The following is a 22,042-nucleotide window of genomic DNA, read 5'->3' on the forward strand; positions in this document are numbered from 1 at the left end:
TTCACCGGCCCCTGAGCCGTGGTCCGCACCTTGCGGATCTCGAAGTCCATCGCACCCCTTGAGCTGGGGTGTTGCGACAACCACTAGAACCTAAGGGTGCGCCGGGCCCTTCGGACGTCAGGTCGGGGGAAGCGGCATCGGGGGGACAAGCCGCTTCCCCCGGTGAGAACGGGGACCGTAGGTCCTCGCCGCGGTCGGGGGAAGTCACGCGGTGGGGACCTCGTGGAGGTCCCGTTCCTCGGCCCGCGCATTCCTGCCTGAGCTGCGGGCTCACACCCCATCCTCCTCCCTGCCGTAAGCCGCACCCGACGACAAAGGGCCTGAATCGACGGGTCCTTAGACCCTAAAAGCCTCATCAGTGATCGGAAAACGGCCAGCGGATACGGCCATACGTGCGGCTAGAATCACCCGACTGCACGAGTGATCGAAAGGGAGGGGCGGACCGTGGTGCAAGCAAGGAAGATCGCGCTCTACATGATTGTGGTCTTCGTGCTGTACACGATCATCACCTCTCCCGAGCGGAGCGCCGACCTCGTTCAAATAGGGTTCGAGGGTGTTTCCAGCGCCGCGCAGAGCGTCGGAGACTTCATGTCCGAGCTCGTGAAGTAGGAGAGCCACCATGATCCGCCACCTGGTCCTGTTCAAGCTGAACGACGGCGTCGAGCGGGACGATCCGCGCGTCGTCGCGGGCGCGGAGGCCTTCCGGCAGCTCGAAGGGAAGATCCCCGAGCTGCGGTTCTGGGAGTGCGCCTGGAACATCACCGACCGGCCCATCGCCTACGACTTCGCCATCAACTCGGCGGTCGCCGACGAGGACGCGCTCAAGCGGTACATCGAGAACCCCGAGCACCAGGCGGCGGCCGGACAGTGGCGCGCGTTCGCCACTTGGGTGATCGCCGACTACCCCTTCTGACCCTTTCGGATCACCGGCCCCGCAGGCCCCTCCCCCACAGGAGAGGGGCTTTTCGGCATGTTTAAACCAAAACACCCTCAACACGACTCCATGCGGTGCTTGCACACAGTGGACATGTCTTGTGATGCTATGACCGCTTTTGACGGATGAGTTGACCGTAGTTGACCGCAAAGGGGTGGCGACACCGTGCCGGCCAGTACAGCGCCTCAAGTCCCGCCCCAGAACGTCCAGACGGACGACATCCAGACCGAGACCCCCGACCCCACCGCACCGGCCAGAACCCGGGGCGCGGACACCAGGGCACTGACCCAGGTGCTGTTCGGACGGCTCAAGGACCTGGAACCCGGCACCCCGGAGCACCACCGGGTGCGCACGGCACTGATCGAGGCGAACCTGCCGCTCGTGCGGTACGCGGCGGCCCGCTTCCGCAGCCGCAACGAGCCGATGGAGGACGTCGTCCAGGTCGGCACCATCGGCCTGATCAACGCCATCGACCGCTTCGACCCGGAACGCGGTGTCCAGTTCCCCACGTTCGCCATGCCCACCGTGGTCGGCGAGATCAAGCGCTACTTCAGGGACAACGTACGGACCGTGCACGTGCCACGGCGGCTGCACGAGCTCTGGGTCCAGGTCACCGGTGCCACGGAGGACCTGACGACCGCTCACGGCCGCTCACCGACCACCGCCGAGATCGCCGAGCGCCTGAAGATCTCCGAGGACGAGGTCCTCGCCTGCATCGAGGCGGGCCGCTCCTATCACGCGACCTCGCTGGAGGCGGCCCAGGAAGGTGACGGGCTGCCAGGACTCCTGGACCGTCTCGGTTACGAGGACCCTGCGCTGGCCGGTGTCGAACACCGCGACCTGGTCCGGCATCTGCTCGTCCAGCTGCCCGAGCGCGAACAGCGGATCCTGCTGCTGCGCTACTACAACAACCTGACGCAGTCCCAGATCAGCGCCGAACTGGGTGTCTCCCAGATGCATGTGTCAAGGCTTCTGGCCAGAAGTTTCGCCCGACTGCGATCCGCAAACAGGATCGAGGCGTAACCGGAACGGGTAGACCCCGGGAGGACGGGATCCGGGGGCGTAAAAGCCTCACACCCCCTGTTTCCTGCACAGTTTCGGCGCTGAGTTGTCGACAAGTCACTACAGCGTGTTGCCGACATGTGACATTCTGCTGGAACCGCGTTTGCCGCAGCCCCACCTCCGGTATTCAGGTGGAGGCTGCGTTCCTCCGATGGTCGTGGCCACCGCGACCGTCCGCGACCTCAAGGGGGTGGCATGTCCGCAGAACAGGGCAGCTCGAAGGTGCTCACGCTCACGAAGAGCGTGCCGGCACCAGCCGTGCTCACCAGCTCGCCGGAAGCCATCGACACCCGCACCCTGTCCCGCTCCCTGTTCCTGCGGCTCGCCGCGCTGGGTCCCGCCTCGGGCCCCGACGGAACGGACAGCCCTGAGCGGGCCTATGTGCGGGACACACTCATCGAGCTCAACCTCCCGCTCGTGCGGTACGCGGCGGCGCGGTTCCGGAGCCGTAACGAACCGATGGAGGACATCGTCCAGGTCGGGACGATCGGCCTGATCAAGGCCATCGACCGCTTCGACTGCGAACGGGGCGTGGAGTTCCCCACGTTCGCGATGCCGACCGTCGTGGGGGAGATCAAGCGCTTCTTCCGCGACACCTCATGGTCGGTGCGGGTGCCGCGCCGGCTCCAGGAGCTGCGGCTCGCCCTCACCAAGACCAGCGACGAGCTCGCCCAGAAGCTCGACCGCTCACCGACGGTGCCGGAGCTGGCCAAGGCGCTCGGGGTCTCCGAGGAGGACGTGGTCGACGGCCTGGCCGTGGGCAACGCCTACACGGCCTCATCCCTGGACTCACCGTCCCCCGAGGACGACGGCGGCGAGGGCTCGCTGGCGGACCGTCTGGGGTACGAGGACGCGGCGCTGGAAGGCGTCGAGTACCGCGAGTCCCTGAAGCCGCTGCTGGCCAAGCTCGCCCCGCGCGAGCGGCAGATCATCATGCTGCGCTTCTTCGCCAACATGACCCAGTCGCAGATCGGCGAGGAGGTCGGCATCTCGCAGATGCACGTCTCCCGGCTGCTGACCCGGACGCTCACCCAGCTCAGGGAGGGGCTCATCGCCGACTGACCCCTGACGGGTCGGCACGCACCGACCGAGGCCGCCGGGACGCCATGAGCGCCGCCCCGGCGGCCTCGGCATGTCCGGCCTTCCGAGGGGCGGGCGGGCAGCCCGTGGACGCGGAACGCTCCCGCGCCGACGGGCGGCGCGGGAGCGGCGAGGGCGTACACGCTCACGTGGACGCCTGGCCGGCCCTCGGGCCCCGGAGAGGGGCCACGCGGTCCGGCCGTCGAAGGGGACGGGCGGTGGTCAGCCGAGCGCGAGCCAGGCGACCGCGCCGAGGACCACGATGACCGCGACGACCGCGACGATCACCCCGGTCTTCGAGCCGGACGAGGCCGCGACGGGCTGCGGCATGCGCTGCGGCTCGCCCTCGTCGACAAACGCGCGGAACATCTGCGTGCTGCCCGCCGGGTCGTGAGTGCCCTCGGGGCCCGGCTGCGGGGCGTGGGGGTTGTGTGCCATGGGCCAGGACACTAGCGAACGCAGGCCTTCCGCCCAACCCCTGGGTCCATGGGGCCTGATGCCCTTCCTCCGCGCACACGGCCCCTTCACCCGTCCGCCGGAGCGCTCCGTGCCGTCCCCATGCGCCCCCGCACACCTCTCGGCCTGTGTCGAGGAACACATTCGACGGGGCTCCGGCGCTGTGGTCTGCAGGCTTGACCCGGCACCTACACAGCCTTTTGCGTTCCTTTACTTCTGCAAGGCCCATTTCGTTTGCCTGCGGCAACCAACCGCTTCTATCGTTGCCCTAAGCAACAAGATGACCTCGCGAAACGCCTGGAGGGCCAGTGGCAGCACGGAGCCAGTACGAAGAACTGGCCCGGCAGCTCAGCGCCGTCGGAGCCGTCAAGCGGGGACTCGCCCGCATCCTGCCCGCCGAGTGTCCCGGTGGCTCGGCCACCGTGTTGATGCTGCTGGCCAAGTACGGCGAGATGCGGATCTCCCGGCTTGCCGAGCTCCTGTCCGTGAACATGTCGGTGACCAGCCGCCATGTGACTCACGTGGTGGAGAGCGGCTGGATCGAACGGTCTCCGGACCCGGCGGACAAGCGGTCCCGCATCCTGCGGCTGACCCCCGCGGGAAACGAGCTGATCGACGAGCTGAACCGGCGGACGACGGAGATGTTCGCCGACCACCTCATCGACTGGTCCGACGAAGAAGTCGGTCAGCTCAACACGTTGTTGTCCCGGCTGCGCGACAGCTTCTCCTGCCGCGGCTCCGGAGGGTGTACCCCCGGACGGCACAGCGGCGACTGCCGCACCGAGCCCTCGGACAACTCGCACACCCGTACACCCGTGTAACAGAAGCAAAGAGAAGGAATTCAATGGCTACGACCACACCATCCGGTGTGCGGGGCGGCCACGCCAAGCACGGGGCTCCAGAAGCCCCCGCAGGCACGCCGATGACACACCGGCAGATCATGGAAGCGCTGACCGGGCTGCTGCTCGGCATGTTCGTCGCGATTCTGTCGTCGACGGTCGTTTCCAACGCCCTGCCCGAGATCATCTCCGACCTCGGCGGCGGCCAGAGCGCCTACACCTGGGTCGTGACGGCCTCGCTGCTGGCCATGACGGCCACCACCCCTCTGTGGGGAAAGCTCGCGGACCTCTTCAGCAAGAAGCTGCTGGTCCAGATCGCCCTGGTCATCTACGTGGGCGGCTCCATAGTCGCCGGCCTCTCGACCAGCAGCGGCATGCTCATCATCTGCCGTGTGGTGCAGGGCATCGGCGTCGGCGGTCTCTCCGCCCTCGCCCAGATCGTGATGGCCGCCATGATCGCCCCGCGCGAGCGCGGGCGCTACAGCGGCTACCTCGGCGCGGTCTTCGCCGTCGCCACCGTGGGCGGCCCGCTCCTCGGCGGTGTCATCACCGACACCAGCTGGATGGGCTGGCGCTGGTGCTTCTACGTCGGTGTGCCGTTCGCGATCATCGCCCTGATCGTGCTCCAGAAGACCCTGAAGCTCCCCGTGATCAAGCGCGAGGGCGTCAAGATCGACTGGACCGGCGCGTTCTTCATCAGCGCCGCGGTCTCGCTGCTGCTGCTCTGGGTGACCTTCGCCGGCGACAAGTACGACTGGGTGTCCTGGCAGACCTACACGATGCTCGGCGGCACCGTCGTCCTCATCGCGCTGTTCCTGTTCATCGAGTCCAAGGCCCGCGAGCCGATCATCCCGCTGCGCCTCTTCCGCAACCGCACCATCACGCTGGCCTCCGCGGCCTCGCTGTTCGTCGGTATCGGAATGTTCGCGGGCACCGTCTTCTTCAGCCAGTACTTCCAGCTGGCTCGGGACAAGTCGCCGACGATGTCCGGCGTCATGACCATCCCGATGATCGCCGGTCTGTTCCTCTCCTCGACCCTGTCGGGCCAGATCATCACCAAGACGGGCCGCTGGAAGGCCTGGCTGGTCACCGGTGGCTTCCTGCTCACCGCGGGCCTCGGAATGCTGGGCACCATCCGGTACGACACGGACTACTGGCAGATCGCGATCTTCATGTTCGTGATGGGTCTCGGCATCGGCATGATGATGCAGAACCTGGTGCTCGCCACGCAGAACCAGGTGGCCCCCGCCGACCTCGGCGCGGCCAGTTCCGTCGTGACGTTCTTCCGTTCCCTCGGTGGTGCGATCGGCGTCTCGGCGCTGGGTGCCGTCCTGGGCAACCGCGTCACCGGCTACGTCAAGGACGGCCTCGCCGACCTCGGACCCGAGGGCGCCGCACTGGGCCACGGCGGTACGGGTGGCGGGGGCATCCCCGACCTGGACTCGCTCCCCGGTCCGCTGCGTACGGTCATGGAGGTCGCCTACGGCCACGGTGTCGCCGACGTCTTCCTGTTCGCCGCGCCTGCCGCGCTGCTCGCCTTCCTGCTGACGATCTTCATCAAGGAGGTCGCCCTGAAGACGAGGGCCGGCAACGACAGCGCACCCGCCGAGACGGAGTCCGTCGAGGCCATCACCGGCGCCGCTTCGACCGCTGAGGGAACGGCCGGGGTCGCCTCGGTCGGCACCCCGGCGGAAACGGCCGTCACGAAGGAGCTCACCATCCAGGGCACGCCCGTACGCGGTGTGGTGCGGGGCGCCGAGGGCGCACCCGTCGCCCGTGCCGCCGTCACGCTGATCTCGCTGGGCGGCCGGCAGCTGGGGCGCTCCGTCGCCCAGGCCGACGGCGGCTACGTACTGGACGCGCCGGGTTCCGGCAGCTACGTCCTGATCGCCTCCGCCGACGGCTTCCAGCCGCAGGCGTCCACCGTGGTCGTCGGCGACGAGCCGCTGGCCTACGACATCCTGCTCGCCGGTACGAGCGGTCTCTCCGGGACCGTAAGGACCGCCGAGGGCAGCACCCCGGTCAAGGGCGCCATGGTCGTCGTGACCGATGTGCGCGGTGACGTGCTCGCCACGGGCGTCTCGGGCGAAACGGGTGAGTTCACCTTCGGTGAGCTGATCCCCGGCTCGGTGACCGTCGCCGTCACGGCCGCGGGCTTCCGTCCGATGGCCCTGCCGGTGGAGGTCGGCGGCCAGGGTGTCACCCGGGTCGAGGTGGCCCTGCGGTCCGGTGCGCTGGTGCGGGGTGTCGTCAAGGCCGGCTCCCGCCGGGCGCCGCTGAACGACGCCCGGGTCACGCTGGTCGACGCGGCCGGCAACGTGGTCGCCACCTCGACGACCGGGGAGGACGGCGTGTACGCCTTCACCGACCTGGACGCCGGTGAGTACTCCGTGATCGCGACCGGCTACCCGCCGGTGGCCGGCTCGCTGACCGTGAGCGGCGGCGGGGTCGACGGTCACGACATCGAGCTCGCCCACCCGGGCGAGTAGGAACGTAAGTTCCACAAGGACCCCTGGCGGGACGGCGCTTCGAGCGGAGAGGCTGTCTCCGCCGGTGGAAATGGGCCCCGTGGCGGGAACGGCAGGCAGGGGACGGCCTGCCGATCCCGCCCCGGGGCCCGACTCATTGAGTCGCTGCTTCAAGCAAGTGATTTGAGCAAGGAGAGAACACGGGATGGGACTTCGCGCACAGGTACGTACGCGGGACGGCTGGGCGGTCCAGCACGCCGTCGTGACGGTGACCGACATGACGGGCACCCAGGTGCTCCGGGCCGCCGCCGACGAGGACGGGGCCGTCCGCACCGACGACCTCCTGCCCGCCGGCGCGTACACGGTGATCGTCACAGCGGTGGGTTACGCCCCCGCCGCGTCGACCGCGCTCGTCACGGCCAGCGGCCGCGTCGAGGCCGGGACCGTGGTGCTGGCCAGGCAGGGCGGGGTGGAACTGCCGCCTCCGGGCATCTGGTCGCTGGACCCGGTGCACTCCTCGGTGGCCGCGGTCGCACAGCACCTGGGGATCTCCAGCGTGCACGGCCGGTTCACCGATTTCGGGGGCCGCATCGAGATCGCCGAGAACGTCCAGAACTCCAGGGTCGAGGCCTTCATCGCCTCCACCAGCATCGACACGGGCAACGCCATGCGGGACAAGCACCTGCGCTCGGCGGACTTCCTGGACGTGGAGACGTTCCCGGAGCTCACCTACCGCTCCAGCGCGCTGACCCCCGCCGGGCCGGACCGCTGGACGGTGCACGGCCTGCTCACGATGCACGGCATCGCGCGGGAGGTGGACCTCGACCTCAGCTACCTGGGCACCGGACCCGACCCGTGGGGCGGGGTGCGGGCGGCTTTCAACGCCACGGCGGAACTGCGCCGCGACGACTTCGCCATGAACTACAACCAGGTGCTCCAGGCGGGTATCTCCGCGATCGGCACGACCCTGCGCGTGGAGCTCGACATCCAGGCGGTCCAGGGCGACGCCGTCCCCGGATAGGTCCACCCGAACTAGGGTTGGCCGTATGGCACCCAACATCGCGACCAACACCGCCGTGGAACTCGGGGAACTGCTGGACTTCGTGCGGCCCAGGCACCGGGCGATCCTGCTGACCACCCGGTCCGACGGCCGCCCCCAGGGTTCCCCGCTCACCTGCGGGGTGGACAGCGCGGGGCGGATCGTCGTCTCGACCTACCCCGAACGGGCCAAGACCCGTAACGCCAAGCGGGACCAGCGGGTCAGCGTGATCGTCCTGTCGGACGAGTGGAACGGACCGTGGGTCCAGATCGACGGCTCGGCCGAGGTGATCGACTCACCGGACTCGGTCGAGCCCCTCGTCGAGTACTTCCGCTCCATCTCCGGCGAGCACCCGGACTGGGACGAGTACCGGGCGGCGATGATCAAGCAGGGGAAGTCCATCATCCGGATCACTCCGGAGCGCTGGAGCCCGGTCGCCACCGGCGGCTTCCCCGCCCATCTGGCCGGCGGCTGAGCGTACCGATGATGCCGCCCCACCCGGACCCGCTCGCGCGGGCCCGGCTGCTGACCTCCCCGTCCGTCGGCCCGGCCGTGGTCCGTGAGCTGGAACGGATCACCGGGCGACCGGCCGTGCCCGCGTACACCACGCCCGGCGGCCCCTTCGTGTACGTGGGGGACATGCTGCCCGAAGCGCTGCGGGCCGCCCCGGGCCTGTTGTGGTTCCACAGCGTCAACGCGGGCACGGACGCGCTGCTCGCCGCCGGGCCCTGGCCCGAGGAGGCCCTGCTGACGCGGACCGTGGGGCGGATGGGCGAGCGGATCGCCCAGTACACGCTGGCCTGGGTGCTCGCCGAGTGCCAGTCGGTCCCGGAACACACCGCACAGCACTCCAGGTCCGAGTGGCGCCGCCTCCCGTCCGAACTCGCCGCCGGACGGACCGCCGTCATCCACGGCACCGGGCACATCGGGTCCGCGGTCGCCGGCCTGCTGCGGGCCTGCTCCGTACGCACGGTGGGCGTGGGCCGCACTCCCCGTGCGGTGCCGGCCGGCTTCGACCGCGTGGTCATGGCCGGCTCGGACGAGGAGACCGTGGCGCTGGCGGACGCCCGGTGGGTGGTGTCCACCCTGCCCCTGACGAGCGCCACCGAGCGCTTCTTCGGCACCGCCAGATTCAGTGCGATGCGGGGCGCCGGCTTCGTCAACGTGGGCCGGGGCGCGACGGTGGACATGGCCGCGCTGGAGGCCGCGCTGCACAGCGGGTCGGTCCGCCGCGCCGTACTCGACGTGCTGCCCGACGAGCCCGCGGGCCCCGGCGACCGCGCCTGGCGGCTGCCGCGCACGGTGGTCACGTCGCACTCGGCCGGAATCACGGCCGACGAGGACGTCGTCGCCGACTTCGAGTCCTGCTGGGAGGCGGTCGCCGAGGGGCGTACGCCCCCGCTGGCCGTGGACACCCGGCGCGGCTACTGAGCGTCCTACGGGTGGCGCGCCTCGCGTTCGCACGTCGCCTCGATGCCCGCGATCAGGAGGTCCAGCGCGAACGTGAATTCGCGGTCGCGCATCTCCTCCACCGTGTCCCCGCCGCGCGCGTCCATCAGGTTCTCCGAGGGCCGCATGGCCCGGTGGGCCTCCGGGTCCGCGCGGATGGTACCCATCGCCCGCTCCAGGTACTCGTCCTGGGTGAGCCCGGCCTGCACGGTGCGCTGCACGAAGTGCCCCTCGATGGTGCCGAATCCGTAGACGAACTGGAAGACGGCCGCCATCGCGCCCGTCCGTCGCTCCATCGGCAGTCCGGTGGCCCCGACGACGTCCTGGACGGCGTACGAGAACAGCATCGAGTGCGGTCCGATGTTCAGGAAGCTGCCGATCAGTGCCGAGACCCAGGGGTGGCGGACGAACATCTTCCGGTAGCTGGTGGCCAGTTCGCGCAGCCGGTCGTGCCAGTCCGCGTCCTCCTGCGTGGCCGGGATCTCGCCGAAGACGGTGTCCAGGGCGAGTTCCAGCAGGTCGTCCTTGGTGTCGACGTACCAGTAGAGGGACATGGCCGTGACATCGAGTTCGGCGGCGAGGCGCCGCATGGAGAACTTCGCGAGGCCGTCGGCGTCCAGCAGCCGGACACTCGCCGTCGTGATCCTTTCCCGGTCGAGGCCGGCCGGCTGATCCGCCTTACGGGTGCGCGAGGGTGTACGCCGGTCCAGCCACACACTGACCCTGGATGGGTTCTTCACACGGTCTGCCGCGGACCCCATGCGCACACTCCTTGTCTTGCGGGAGCACTCGCGTACCGGCGCTCCTCCTCGATGCTATGCCCGTCCCCTGGCACCCTCGGCCCGCTCCGCCCGCCTCAGCAGGACCGCGGCGAGCAGACCCCCGGCCAGGACAGCCGCCGCGCCGACCAGCTGGCTGGTCTCCAGACCCGAGGCGAAGGCGTCCGTGACGCGCTCCCGGCCCGCCGCCCCGTCGGCGGCGGCGAGCGCGGCGGGCAGCGAGGCGGCCCCGGCGACTCCCGGTACGAGCGCGGCGAACCGGGAGTTGAGCACGGCTCCGAGCACGGCGACCCCGAGCCCGTTGCCGAACTCGGCGAGCGTGCCGTTCACCCCGGCGCCGACGCCCGCCTTCTCCGGGGGGATGGCACTCATGATCGCGTTGGCCATCGCGGGCATGGCGAGCGCGACGCCCGCCCCCATGACGACCAGGCCGAGCAGCATGCCGCCGTAGTCACGTCCGCCCAGCAGCGCGATCGCCCCGAGTCCGGCGGCCAGCAGGCTCATCCCGGCGGCGATGACGGCGGGCGTACCCAGCTTCCCCACCAGCCGGGCGCCGAGCCCCGTGAGGTTGAGCGCGACGACGGTGAGGGCGAGCGGAGCCGTCCGCAGGCCGGCCTCCAGCGGCTCGTAGCCGAGGACGAACTGCAGGTGCTGGGTGAGCAGGAAGAGTGAACCCGTCATCCCGAAGGCGACGAGGATCGCGCCCGCGACCGCACCGGTGAACCTCTGGTTGCGGAAGAAGCGCATGTCCAGCATCGGGTACGGGACATGGAGCTCCCACAGGACGAACCCGGTGAGGACGGCGGCACCGGCGAAGGCCGTCAGCAGGACCGGGCCCGAGCCCCAGCCGTGCTCAGGTCCGGAGATGATCGCGTACACGACCGATGCCATGCCGAGGGTGGAGAGCAGCGCCCCGACCAGGTCGGGACGGTCGCCCTGGGGGTTCCTGGACTCGGGGACGAGCCGGACGACGGCGATCAGGCCGATGACCGCCACCGGGATGTTGATCAGGAAGATCGCGCCCCACCAGAAGTGGTCGAGCATCGCCCCTCCGATCAGCGGACCGGCCGCGAAGCCCAGCGAGCTGACGGTGGACCAGATACCGATCGCCTTGACGCGCTCGGTCTCGTCGAAGATCTGCACCACCACGGCGAGGGTGGTCGTCATCAGCAGCGCGCCTCCGACCCCCATCCCGGCGCGGGCGGCGATCAGCTGTCCTGAGGACTGCGCGAGCCCCGCCGCCAGTGAGCCGGCGCCGAACAGCGCGAGTCCGGCGACCAGCATCTTCTTGCGGCCGTAGCGGTCGGCGGCGCTGCCCGCGGTGAGGACGAGACCGGACTGGACGAGTGCGTAGGCGTTGATCATCCACTGCACATCGGCGGTCGAGGCGTGGAGGTCGGCGGTGAGTGAGGGGATCGCGACGTTGAGGACGGTGTTGTCGAGCAGCACGGTGAGCTGGGCGAGGCAGATGACTCCGAGGATCACCCAGCGCCGCGCGTGGCCGCTCCGGGGGGTGAGGTCGTTCTGTTCGGCGGTGGTCGCCGTCATGCGGGCTCCTGGTTCCGGTGCACTTGTACGGTGTATGGGGCGCGTTCTTGTACACCGTAAGGCATCCCTGTACGCCGTACAACACTTTTCCGGTGGCCATCGGAAGCGCGAAAGGGCGGTGGCCCCGGAGCCTTGCTCCGGGGCCACCGCCCTGCGCTGATCCGTCGCTGCGCTCTCAGCCCTTCGGCTGGGTGAGGTCGTAGAAGGTCGCGCTCCCCGCGGTGACCTCCTTGAAGTTCTCCTCCACCCACGTCGTGATCCGGGAGGAAGAGCCTTCGCCACCTCCACCGCCCATGCCTCCGCCGCCGGAGCCGCTCGAGATCAAGTAGTGGATCTTGCCGTCCTCCACGTACTTCTTGAACTGGGCGAGCGTCGGGGACGGGTCGCTGCCGTTGAATCCGCCGATCGCCATCACCGGGTCACCGGTGGCGAGCTGGTAACTCGCGGCGTTCTGCGAGCCGATGGCCGCGGCGGCCCAGGTGTAGGCGTCGGCGTTCTGCTTCAGGAGCGTCTTCGCCTCGGAGTCGACGGAGGCGCCGTTGAGCAGACCGCCCATGCCTCCACCGCCGCCCATGCCGCCTTCGCCCGCGCCGCCGCCGGGCATGCCGCCCTGCTGACCGCCGGGAGCCTGACCCTGCTGGCCCTGACCCTGCTGGCCCTGACCCTGCTGGCCCTGGCCCTGCTGGCCCTGGCCCGGCATCCCGCCGCCGGGCATGCCGCCGGCCTGCGCGTTGCCCTGTGCCTGGCCGCCCTGCTGGGTGCCCTGGCCGGGGGGCTGCATGCCGCCGCCCTCACCGCCGCCGGGACCGCCGCCCCGGCCGCCACCGGGGCCGCCCATGCTCGCGCCCGACGGGCCCGCCGTGACGATCGAGCCCTGGTGCCCGGTGTTCAGCGTGCTGATCGTGTACGCCGTCGGGCCGGCCAGCGAGGCCGCGAGGCCCAGACCCGCCACGCCCAGCACGAGCCCCCGGCCCAGCCGTGGAGCCAGCAGCAGCCCCACCGCGGCCAGGAGGCCACCGATCAGGACGGCCCATCGCAGCCACGGGAAGTAGTCCGGCGTGCGCCCCAGCAGGACGTACGACCAGACGGCCGTCGCCGCGACGGTCACGCCGAGCGCGGCGCCCGCCCACCACTTGCCCCGTTCCTCCCAGAGGATCGTGGCACCCATGCCGACCAGCGCCGCGATATAGGGCGCCAGGGCCACCGTGTAGTACTGGTGGAAGATGCCGGCCATGAAGCTGAAGACGAAGGCCGTCATCAGCAGCGACCCGCCCCAGGCGAGGAACGCCGCACGGGTCGTGTCGGTCCGCTTCGCCCGCCAGGTCAGCCAGACACCCGCGACCAGCAGGATCAGCGCCGCGGGCAGCAGCCACGAGATCTGGCTGCCGATCTCGGAGTTGAACATGCGGCCGACGCCGGTCTCACCCCAGCCGCCGCCCATGCCGCCGCCACCGCCGCCACCGCCACCGCCACCGACGCTGCCGGTCTCCTCGCCGTTGATCCGGCCGAGTCCGTTGTAGCCGAAGGTCAGTTCAAGGAAGGAGTTGTTCTGCGAGCCTCCGACGTACGGGCGCGAGGAGGCCGGCCACAGCTCGACGATCGCCACCCACCAGCCGCCGGAGACGACCATCGCCAGGGCCGCCAGACCGAGCTGGCCGAACCGCTTCCGCACGGACACCGGCGCGAACACCGCGTACAGCACGGCCAGCGGCGGCAGGATCAGGAAGGCCTGCAGGGTCTTCGACAGAAACGCCAGACCCACCGCGACACCCGCCCAGACCAGCCACTTCGTCCGGCCGCCCTCCATCGCGCGCAGCACGCAGTAGACGGTGACGGTCATCAGGAGCGCGAGGAGCGCGTCCGGGTTGTTGAAGCGGAACATCAGCGCGGCGACCGGCGTCAGCGCGAAGACCGCCATCGTGATCAGTCCGGCGGGGGCGCTGAAGCGGCGGCGTACGGCCCCGTAGAGGACACCGGCCGTGGCGACGGCCATCAGCACCTGGGGCGCGAGGATCGCCCAGGAGCTCAGGCCGAAGATCCGCACCGACAGGGCCATCGGCCAGAGCGTGGCCGGGGGCTTGTCGACGGTGATCGCGTTCGCGGAGTCCAGCGAACCGAAGAAGAAGGCCTTCCAGCTCTGGCTGCCGGCCTGCACGGCCGCGGAGTAGAAGGAGTTGGCGTAGCCGGACGCGCTCAGATTCCACAGGTACGCGAGCCCGACGACCAGCAGCAGTCCGAGGAAGGCGGGCCTCGCCCAGCGCGGGTCCTCGGGCCGGCCCCGGCGGATGCGCCGCGACAGCGGCTCCCGCCTGCCGGCGGCGTGCGCGGGCGCCCCTGGGGTGTCGGGCGGGGCCTGGAGATGGTCGGAGTGGGTGGCGGCGGTCATCGGACGTTCCTCAGTTCGTGTGCGGCACCCTGGCGGGCGTCCTGGTGGTCGGTGCGCCGGTCGGGGAAGACCCAGGCACGGAAGAGCAGAAACCGCAGCACCGTTGCCGCGAGGTTGGCCGCGATCAGCACGGCGAGCTCGGTGCCGTGCGACGCCGACCCGGACGCCGTGCCCAGGGCGGCGAGCGAACCGCTGGTGAGGGCGAGCCCGATCGCGAAGACGACGAGCCCCTGCGCCTGGTGGCGCACGGCACCACCCCGGCCGCGTACGCCGAAGGTGAGCCTCCGGTTCGCGGCCGTGTTGGCCACTGCGGACACCAGCAGTGCCGCCGCGTTGGCGAACTGCGGGCCGACGCCCAGCCGGAAGAGGGAGTACAGGGCGAGATAGGCCAGGGTGGAGAGCGCGCCCACGACGCAGAACCCGACCAGTTGCCTGGCCAGTCCGCGCGGCACCCCTGGCACCGCCCGGTCGCGGGGGTCGTCACCGAAGGGCCGCGCCAGACGGTCCAGCGGAAGCGCTCCGGTGGCCAGGGCCCGGCCCACCCGCCAGACACCCCTGAGGTCCTCGGTCGCGGTCCTCACGATGTGCACCGTGGAGTCGGGGTCGTCGACCCAGTCGACCGGCACCTCGTGGATGCGCAGCCCGGCCCGCTCGGCGAGCACCAGCATCTCGGTGTCGAAGAACCATCCGGTGTCCTCGACCATCGGCAGCAGCCGCTGCGCCACCTCGCCCCGTATGGCCTTGAAGCCGCACTGGGCGTCGCTGAACCTGGCGGCCAGCGAGGAGCGCAGGATGAGGTTGTAGGCCCGCGAGATGAACTCCCGCTTCCCTCCCCGCACCACCCGCGAACTGCGCGCCAGACGCGAGCCGATGGCCAGGTCGGAGTGGCCCGAGATCAGCGGGGCGACCAGGGGCAGCAGGGCGTTGAGGTCCGTCGAGAGATCGACGTCCATGTAGGCGAGGACCGGGGAGTCCGAGGTGGACCAGACCGTCCGCAGCGCACGGCCCCGGCCCTTCTCCTCCAGCCGGTACGACCGCACCTCGGGGATGAGGGCCGCGAGCCGGGCCGCCACCTCGGGCGTACGGTCGGTGCTCGCGTTGTCCGCCACGGTGATCCGGAATCCGTAGGGGAACGTCCGCGCCAGATGGTCGTGCAGGCGCAGCACGCACGTTTCGAGGTCCTTCTCCTCGTTGTAGACGGGGACCACGACGTCAAGTACGGGAGCGCCGACCGCTGCGGCCAGGAGATGTTCCCGGGCCGGCAGGGTGCTCCAAGGAGTGTCGGTTCGCATGACACCCACACTCGCCAGCCGCGCTGTCACATCCGTGTGCTGGGCCTGTGGCCGGCCTGTGAGTGCCCCACGGAAGCGTCGTGGGCTGTATCGCCCCGGTTCACCGGCGTGTCACGAAGCCGTTCCCCCCGGGTGCCGCAGTGGTTCTCCGTCCCTTCTCCGTACACCGCGTCGGCCGGCAGATGGACCGCGAACACCGTGTTGCCGGGCACCGAACGCACCTCGGCCAGCCCGCCGTGGGCGGAGACGACGGCCTGCACGATGGCGAGGCCAAGACCCGTCGACCCGGCGTGCCGTGAGCGTGAGGCGTCGCCGCGCGCGAACCGTTCGAAGACGCGCGGCTGCAGCTCGGCCGGGATGCCCGGACCGTCGTCCTGGACCTCCAGGGTCACCCAGGGCAGCTCCCTGCGCGCCTGCCGCACACGGGCCGTGACCGTGGTCCCCGGCGGGGTGTGCGTGCGCGCGTTGGCGAGCAGGTTGACCAGCACCTGCTGGATCCTCGTCGGATCGGCCGACACCGTCGTGGGCACCTCGGGCAGTTCCAGCCGCCAGTGATGGGTGGCTCCGGACGTACCGTCGGGGGCCCGGTCCGCGACGCGGGCATCACTCACCGCGTCGATGACGAGCGGCGAGAGATCGGTGCTCTCGTACGAGAGCGGCCGTCCGGCGTCGAGACGCGCAAGGAGCAGCAGGTCCTCGACCATGCCCGTCATCCGTTCCGCCTCGGACTCGATCCGTCCCAGGGCGTGCCGGGTGTCGGGCCCGGTGCTCTCCCGTCCCCGGCGCGTCAGTTCGGCGTACCCGCGGATCGAGGCGAGCGGTGTGCGCAGCTCGTGGCTGGCGTCCGCGACGAACTGCCGTACCCGCGTCTCGCTCTTCTGTCTGGCCTCCAGAGCCGAACCGACGTGGCCCAGCATCCTGTTGAGTGCCGCGCCGACCTGGCCGACCTCCGTACGAGGATCGGCCTCGGCGCCCGGGACGCGTTCGAGCAGGGCGACCTCGCCGCTGTGCAGCGGGAGTTCGGAGACCCGGGTCGCCGTGGCGGCCACCCTGCGCAGCGGGCGAAGGGCGACACCGACCATCGCGGCACCGGCGATCCCGGCGGCGATGAGACCGGCCCCGGTGACACAGACCTCCACGACGATCAGGGTGTTGACGGCCTTGTCCACCTCGGCCGTGGGGATGCCGACCAGGACGGACGTACCGTCGCCCGACGGGGCGACCTGCACGCGGTAGCCGCCGAGCCCGGGGAGCTCGACGTCATGGGCTTCACCGTCCGGGGCCACGTCGGCGGCTTCGAGGGCGTCCTCCTGCGCACCGGTCAGCTCCTCGGCGCTCTGCCGGGCATCCGGGCCCTTGATCACCTTCGACGTGGTGACGGAACCGCCGGAGACCACGGCACCGAACGTGTCGGGCGTCCCCCTGCCTATGAAGGCCAGCGGCCCCTCGGCGTTGCTCTCCGGGCCGCCCCGGTCGATCTTGCCGCTGCCCGGCGGAGGCTCCTTGGCCAGCATGGCGATGTCGTGCAGCTGGCTGTCCAGCTTCCCGTCCATATAGCTCTGGAAGGCGATCGCGGTGACCGAACCGATCACAGCGGCGACCACCGCGATGAGCGTCACCGCGTACACGACGAGACGGGTGCGGAGCGTCCAGGGGCGGCGCGTGCCGGCCCTAGTCACCGGGCTTGATGAGGTATCCCGCCCCACGCCGGGTGTGGATCATCGGGGTGCGCCCCGCGTCGATCTTCTTGCGCAGGTAGGAGATGTACAGCTCGACGACGTTGGCCTGACCGCCGAAGTCGTAGTTCCAGACCCGGTCCAGTATCTGCGCCTTGCTCAGCACCCGGCGCGGATTGCGCATCAGGAAGCGCAGCAGCTCGAACTCGGTCGCCGTGAGGTGGATCGAGTCGTCGCCCCGGTGCACCTCGTGGCTGTCCTCGTCCAGCACCAGGTCACCCACGACGAGCGTCGACTCACTGCGGGCCGAGGCCGTCCCGGAGCGCCGGATCAGCCCGCGCAGCCGTGCCACGACCTCCTCCAGGCTGAACGGCTTGGTGACGTAGTCGTCGCCGCCCGCCGTGAGCCCGGCGATCCGGTCCTCCACCGCGTCCCGCGCGGTCAGGAACAGCACGGGCACGTCGGAGAGCTCGCGCCGCAGCCGGCCGAGCACCGCGAGACCGTCCATGTCGGGGAGCATGACATCGAGGATCACCGCGTCGGGACGGAAGTCACGCGCCGTGCGGACGGCACCCGCGCCGTCCCCGGCGCTGCGGACCTCCCACCCCTCGTAACGAAGGGCCATGGAGAGCAGCTCGGCAAGCGGAGCCTCGTCGTCCACGACCAGCACGCGGATGGGGTTGCGGTCGGGCCTGAGCAGTTCTGTACGCCCCTGGGGCGAGGTCGTCGTCATGGCTCAAGCCTGTGAGACGGCCGTGAGAGCGAGCTTTCGCCTACCTGTGAATTTCCTGAGAAACGCTTCGGAGACCGGCCTGTCCTACGCGGCGGAGGAACGGCCGTCCTACCGGAAAAGCTCGCTCGCGTTCCCGTGGCAGACCGCCCGCAGCCATTCGTCGCCCAGCCCCAGCCGCTCCAGGGCGTGCAGCTGGTGGGCGTACGGGTACGGGATGTTCGGGAAGTCCGTGCCGAGCAGGATCCGGTCCCCCAGATCGGCGAGGCGGCCGCGCTCCGTGGGCGGGAACGGCGTGAAGTCCTCGGTGAAGTCCGTGAACGCCATGGTCGTGTCCAGCCGTACGCCGGGGTACGCCGCCGCCAGCGCCATGAACTCGCCGTACTCCGGCATCCCCATGTGCGCCACCACCAGCTTCAGCCGGGGATGGCGGGACAGCACACGGCCGATCGGCCCGGGGCCCGTGTGAGCACCGGGGGCCGGCCCGGAACCGCAGTGCGCCACCACCGGGATCCCGGCCTCCGCGAGCAGCCCCCACACGGGCTCCAGCAGCGGATCGGTGGGGTCGTAACCCCCCACCTGGAGGTGCGACTTGAAGACGCGCGCCCCCGCCTCGACCGCCTCGCGCACATAGGTCTCCACGCCCTCCTCCGGGAAGAAGGTCGCGGTGTGCAGACAGTCCGGCACCCGCGCGGCGAAGTCCGCCGCCCAGCCGTTCAGCCAGGCCGCCATGCCGGCCTTGTGCGGGTAGAGCATCGAGGTGAACCGGAGCACGCCGAACGAGCGCAGCAGCGCGAGGCGCTCCTCCTCGTCCCGCCGGTAGGTGATCGGCCACACAAGACCGGTCAGCGGACCCACCGAGTCGAAGTACGCCCACACCTTGCTGAGCACACGCTCCGGCATGAAATGCGTGTGGACGTCGATGATCCCGGGCAGCCCGAGCCGCTTCCAGAACCGCACCACGTCGTCACGGTCACGGTCGTCGCCGCTCATCCGCCCCACCCTCTGCCTCAGACGTCTCGCACCCCTCGTGCGCCACAGGGAACGATCCCGGCGACGATCTCAGAACAGCCCGTCCTGCACACCACCGCCCCCCAGAGCCACGACGGGCACACCGATCCCCGCCCGCGCGTCGGCGGCCACCAGGTCCCAGCCGGTGACGAGCCGCGTGTCCAGCACGACGATCCCCTCGTCCACGGTCTCCAGATGCAGATCGGGCCCGGCCGCCGCCACCAGCCGCCCGGCCACCACGCCACCGTCCACCAGCCCGGTCACCACCCGCGCCGCCACCCCGGCGCCGTCGAGGCCGAACACCCCGGCGTGGTCCACCGCCTCGAACGGCAGCCGCTCCAGCGCCTCCGGCCACCCGGCGCCCTCCAGGGCGGCGGCCCGCCCGTACAGCCCCTCGATCTCGGCGGCCCGTTCCGCGGCCCCGGGCAGCCCGCCCCGCACCGCGCGCTTGCGTGCGTACGGGATGCGGTCGGGCACCCCGAGCGCCGAGCGCAGCAGCTCCTCCGTGCGCCGTGCGGCCATCAGCGGGCCGCGCCCCAGCCAGCTGAACACCACGGCTCCCTGCTCCCGCAGCCGCGCGGCGTCCCGTGCCTCCCCGGTGATCCCGACCTTGACCATGCCCGGCCCGAACCAGGCCAGATAGACGCGGTACGTACCCGGGTCGTCGGCGATCGTGTCGGCCGCCACCGAGTGCGCCCGGTCCAGCCGCGCGCACTCCGCGCACCGCGCCCCCGTGCTCCGTACGGGCACCACGGCCCCGACGGGGCACGGGTTGCCGCGCGCCCCCACACAGTGCCGTTCCCCCTCGGCCCGGAAGCCGAGCTCCTTCCCGTACGCCAGGACACTCACCCGCGCCCGCCCGGAACCGTCGTTCCGCACCCACCCGAGCACGGGCTCGCCGTGGGGCCAGCGCAGCCCGGTGCACCGCCAGCCGCTCATGGGCCCCTCCCGGTTCGTGTTTCTCCAGAGTAGGTTTCTGGAGACCACCCGTGTCCGTCTCCCGCCCCTCCAGGACCGCTGCGGCGCTAGGATCCGAGCCATGGCTCTGACCATGGATGACGTGGACCGGTTCGAGGCCTTCATGCCCCGCCTCGAGGCCATCGCCTACCGCCTCCTCGGCTCGGCGAGCGATGCCGAGGACGCCGTGCAGGACACGTTCCTGCGCTGGCAGGCCGCTGACACCGGCCGTATCGAGGTTCCCGAGGCCTGGCTGACGAAGGTCCTCACCAACCTCTGCCTCAACCAGCTCACCTCGGCCCGCGCCCGGCGCGAGAAGTACGTGGGCCAGTGGCTGCCCGAGCCGCTGCTCGCCGGGGACCCGATGCTCGGCCCCGCCGACACCGCCGAGCAGCGCGAATCCGTCTCGTACGCCGTCCTCGCCCTCATGGAACGCCTCTCCCCCAACGAGCGGGTGGTGTACGTGCTGCGGGAGGCCTTCGGCTACCCGCACCGGAAGATCGCGGAGATCCTCGACATCACCGAGTCCGCCGGCCAGCAGATCCACCACCGCGCCAAGAAGCACGTCGCGGAGGGCAGGGCCCGCAGCGAGGTCGACGAGGCGGCGGCCCGGCGGGTCGTCGAGGAGTTCATCGAGGCCGCCACCAGCGGCCGGACCGAACCACTCGTGCGGCTGCTCACCGATGACGCCTTCTCGATCGGCGACGGCGGCGGAAAGGTCCCGGCACGCACCAAACCGTTCGAGGGCGCCCTCGCGGTCGCGACGTTCATGCGGGGCCTGTTCAAGCCCGGCAAGGGCAAGCGCGCCCTCGCCGGCGGCTCACCCGAGGTCTACGCCACGACCGCCAACAACGTCCCCGCCCTGGTGGCGGTGGTCGACGGCCGGGTCATCGGCATCTTGTGCCTGGAGATCACCACCGACGGCATCGCCGCGATCCGCGCCCAGGCCAACCCCGACAAGCTCGAACGCGCGACCCGGCGGTGGGCGGCCTCCAACCACGGAGAGCCGCTGCTCAACCTGTACTGATCTCGATGTGACCTGCTTCACAACCCGCTCCTGTCAGGAAACGGCGGGCTGCCCGGTTCAAGGGGTGAACCGGGCAGCGACCACCGCGAGACAGGAGCAGGGAAATGAAGCACCGCATCATCGTTCTCGGAGCCGGATACACCGGAGCCATCGCCGCCGGCCGCCTCGCCAGGCGACTGCGCCGCGAGGATGTCGCCATCACCCTCGTCAACGCCGAGCCCGACTTCGTCGAGCGCGTCCGGATGCACCAGCTGGCGGCCGGCCAGGACCCCAGGCCCCGGCCCTTCAGCGAGATGTTCGCGGGCACCGGTGTCGAGCTGAAGTTCGCGAGGGTCACCGGTGTCGACGTCGACCGCGGGACCGTCGCGGTCATCGACGCGAACGGCGCCGAGGAGCTGGAGTACGACAGCCTCGTGTACGCCCTCGGCAGCGCCTGGAACCCCCAGGGCGTCCCCGGCACCGCCGAGCACGCCCACGAGATCGCCGGCCGGCCCGGAGCGCTCCGGCTGCGCGAGCGGCTGGCCGGTCTGGACGCCGGGCAGCCCGTGGTCGTCATCGGCGGCGGCCTCACCGGACTGGAGGCCGCGACCGAGATCGCCGAGACCCGCCCTGACCTCGACGTCGCCCTCGCGACGCGCGGCGTACTCGGCGACAGCCTCTCGGCCAGGGGGCGTCAGCACCTGCGGAAGGTCTTCGGCAAACTCGGCATCACCGTGCACGAGCACACCGCCGTGACCGGCGTGGAGGCCGACCGCGTCACCACCGCCGACGGCACGGCCGTCCCGGCCGCGGTCACGGTGTGGACCACCGGCTTCGCCGTCCACCCGATCGCGAAGGCCACCGCCCTGGAGGTCAACGACACCGGCCAGATCGTGGTCGACGGGACCATGCGCTCGGTCTCGCACCCGGACGTGTACGCCATCGGCGACGCGGCCATGGTGACGGGCCCCGGCGACAAGCCGCTGCGGATGTCGTGCGCCTCGGGCGTCCCCACGGCGTGGCAGGCCGCCGACGCGATCGCCGCACGCCTCACCGGCGGGAAGCTCCCGAACACGACCCCCCGCTACTTCAACCAGTGCATCTCCCTGGGCCGCAAGGAAGGCCTGATCCAGTACGTCACCGCCGACGACCGAGCGGTCCGGGCGGCCCTGACCGGCCGGCTCGCCGCCTTCTACAAGGAACTGGTCTGCAAGGGCGCGGCCTGGGGCGTCGCCAACCCGACCCTCGGGATCCCGACCCGCCGCCGCCCGGTGGTGCGCGAACAGACCCAGGAGGACCTGGCCGTCAGCGCATCGCCCGCCTGACCTGA

At 70.7% G+C, this 22,042-nt stretch carries 20 protein-coding genes; 11 read left to right on the plus strand and 9 right to left on the minus strand.

The features are described from left to right. Positions 1-444 precede the first annotated feature (444 nt). From ACIREO_RS30675 to ACIREO_RS30690, 4 genes are all read left to right on the plus strand, one after another. On the plus strand, positions 445-609 hold the full coding sequence (locus ACIREO_RS30675; RefSeq protein WP_362886675.1) for a hypothetical protein: 165 nt from the start codon (positions 445-447) through the stop codon (positions 607-609). Positions 610-619: 10 nt separating this feature from the next. Then, positions 620-913, plus strand: coding sequence for a Dabb family protein (locus tag ACIREO_RS30680; RefSeq protein ID WP_404116087.1), 294 nt, complete (start codon positions 620-622; stop codon positions 911-913). A 186-nt stretch (positions 914-1,099) separates the two neighbouring features. After that, the gene (locus ACIREO_RS30685) at positions 1,100-1,957 is read left to right on the plus strand and encodes an RNA polymerase sigma factor SigF (RefSeq protein ID WP_356708873.1); all 858 of its coding nucleotides are present in this window, start codon (positions 1,100-1,102) and stop codon (positions 1,955-1,957) included. Between the two features lie 234 nt (positions 1,958-2,191). After that, on the plus strand, positions 2,192-3,058 hold the full coding sequence (locus ACIREO_RS30690) for an RNA polymerase sigma factor SigF (RefSeq protein WP_073750853.1): 867 nt from the start codon (positions 2,192-2,194) through the stop codon (positions 3,056-3,058). Positions 3,059-3,298: 240 nt separating this feature from the next. On the opposite strand, the gene ACIREO_RS30695 is transcribed toward ACIREO_RS30690, so the two are convergent. After that, positions 3,299-3,514 (minus strand): hypothetical protein, encoded by a 216-nt coding sequence (locus tag ACIREO_RS30695; RefSeq protein WP_404116089.1) that lies wholly within the window; start codon positions 3,512-3,514, stop codon positions 3,299-3,301. 326 nt (positions 3,515-3,840) lie between these two features. Here ACIREO_RS30695 and ACIREO_RS30700 point away from each other — a divergent pair, with 326 nt between their 5' ends. The 5 genes from ACIREO_RS30700 (at position 3,841) to ACIREO_RS30720 (ending at position 9,309) form a co-directional block, all read left to right on the plus strand. Beyond that, positions 3,841-4,353 carry a MarR family winged helix-turn-helix transcriptional regulator gene (locus ACIREO_RS30700; RefSeq protein WP_404116091.1) on the plus strand — a complete coding sequence of 171 codons (513 nt, stop codon included), beginning with the start codon at positions 3,841-3,843 and terminating at the stop codon, positions 4,351-4,353. Between the two features lie 23 nt (positions 4,354-4,376). After that, entirely contained in the window at positions 4,377-6,860 is a 2,484-nt protein-coding gene (locus ACIREO_RS30705) for an MFS transporter (RefSeq protein ID WP_404116093.1), read from the plus strand. A gap of 184 nt (positions 6,861-7,044) precedes the next feature. Next, positions 7,045-7,860 carry a YceI family protein gene (locus tag ACIREO_RS30710; protein ID WP_404116095.1) on the plus strand — a complete coding sequence of 272 codons (816 nt, stop codon included), beginning with the start codon at positions 7,045-7,047 and terminating at the stop codon, positions 7,858-7,860. A 25-nt stretch (positions 7,861-7,885) separates the two neighbouring features. Continuing rightward, positions 7,886-8,353 carry a PPOX class F420-dependent oxidoreductase gene (locus ACIREO_RS30715; RefSeq protein WP_404116097.1) on the plus strand — a complete coding sequence of 156 codons (468 nt, stop codon included), beginning with the start codon at positions 7,886-7,888 and terminating at the stop codon, positions 8,351-8,353. Between the two features lie 8 nt (positions 8,354-8,361). Beyond that, positions 8,362-9,309 carry a D-2-hydroxyacid dehydrogenase gene (locus ACIREO_RS30720; protein WP_404116099.1) on the plus strand — a complete coding sequence of 316 codons (948 nt, stop codon included), beginning with the start codon at positions 8,362-8,364 and terminating at the stop codon, positions 9,307-9,309. A gap of 5 nt (positions 9,310-9,314) precedes the next feature. Here the strand turns inward: ACIREO_RS30720 and ACIREO_RS30725 are convergent, their stop codons facing one another. The 8 genes from ACIREO_RS30725 to ACIREO_RS30760 form a co-directional block, all read right to left on the minus strand. Beyond that, positions 9,315-10,088 carry a TetR/AcrR family transcriptional regulator gene (locus ACIREO_RS30725; protein WP_404116101.1) on the minus strand — a complete coding sequence of 258 codons (774 nt, stop codon included), beginning with the start codon at positions 10,086-10,088 and terminating at the stop codon, positions 9,315-9,317. A gap of 54 nt (positions 10,089-10,142) precedes the next feature. Further along, positions 10,143-11,654, minus strand: a complete 1,512-nt coding sequence (locus ACIREO_RS30730; protein WP_404116103.1) for an MFS transporter — start codon at positions 11,652-11,654, stop codon at positions 10,143-10,145. Positions 11,655-11,829: 175 nt separating this feature from the next. After that, positions 11,830-14,040, minus strand: a complete 2,211-nt coding sequence (locus tag ACIREO_RS30735; protein WP_404116105.1) for an ArnT family glycosyltransferase — start codon at positions 14,038-14,040, stop codon at positions 11,830-11,832. Further along, positions 14,037-15,332, minus strand: a complete 1,296-nt coding sequence (locus ACIREO_RS30740; protein WP_404116107.1) for a glycosyltransferase — start codon at positions 15,330-15,332, stop codon at positions 14,037-14,039. The genes ACIREO_RS30735 and ACIREO_RS30740 overlap by 4 nt, the downstream gene beginning before the upstream one ends. A gap of 26 nt (positions 15,333-15,358) precedes the next feature. Next, positions 15,359-17,011 carry an ATP-binding protein gene (locus ACIREO_RS30745; RefSeq protein WP_404116109.1) on the minus strand — a complete coding sequence of 551 codons (1,653 nt, stop codon included), beginning with the start codon at positions 17,009-17,011 and terminating at the stop codon, positions 15,359-15,361. Further along, positions 17,004-17,741 carry a response regulator transcription factor gene (locus ACIREO_RS30750; protein WP_404116111.1) on the minus strand — a complete coding sequence of 246 codons (738 nt, stop codon included), beginning with the start codon at positions 17,739-17,741 and terminating at the stop codon, positions 17,004-17,006. The genes ACIREO_RS30745 and ACIREO_RS30750 overlap by 8 nt, the downstream gene beginning before the upstream one ends. A gap of 108 nt (positions 17,742-17,849) precedes the next feature. Beyond that, positions 17,850-18,731 (minus strand): amidohydrolase family protein, encoded by an 882-nt coding sequence (locus ACIREO_RS30755; RefSeq protein ID WP_404116113.1) that lies wholly within the window; start codon positions 18,729-18,731, stop codon positions 17,850-17,852. Positions 18,732-18,800: 69 nt separating this feature from the next. Continuing rightward, positions 18,801-19,688: a DUF2797 domain-containing protein gene (locus ACIREO_RS30760; protein ID WP_404116115.1), complete on the minus strand. Its 888-nt coding sequence runs from the start codon at positions 19,686-19,688 to the stop codon at positions 18,801-18,803. A gap of 100 nt (positions 19,689-19,788) precedes the next feature. On the opposite strand from ACIREO_RS30760, the gene sigJ reads away from it, so the two are divergent. Both sigJ and ACIREO_RS30770 read left to right on the plus strand, forming a co-directional pair. After that, positions 19,789-20,733 carry an RNA polymerase sigma factor SigJ gene (gene sigJ / locus ACIREO_RS30765; protein WP_404116117.1) on the plus strand — a complete coding sequence of 315 codons (945 nt, stop codon included), beginning with the start codon at positions 19,789-19,791 and terminating at the stop codon, positions 20,731-20,733. Between the two features lie 104 nt (positions 20,734-20,837). Continuing rightward, a complete protein-coding gene (locus ACIREO_RS30770) occupies positions 20,838-22,037 on the plus strand; it encodes an NAD(P)/FAD-dependent oxidoreductase (RefSeq protein WP_404116119.1) in 1,200 nt (399 codons plus the stop codon). Positions 22,038-22,042 lie beyond the last annotated feature (5 nt).

The organism is Streptomyces sp. NPDC102441 (assembly GCF_044765585.1).
Lineage (GTDB): Bacteria > Actinomycetota > Actinomycetes > Streptomycetales > Streptomycetaceae > Streptomyces.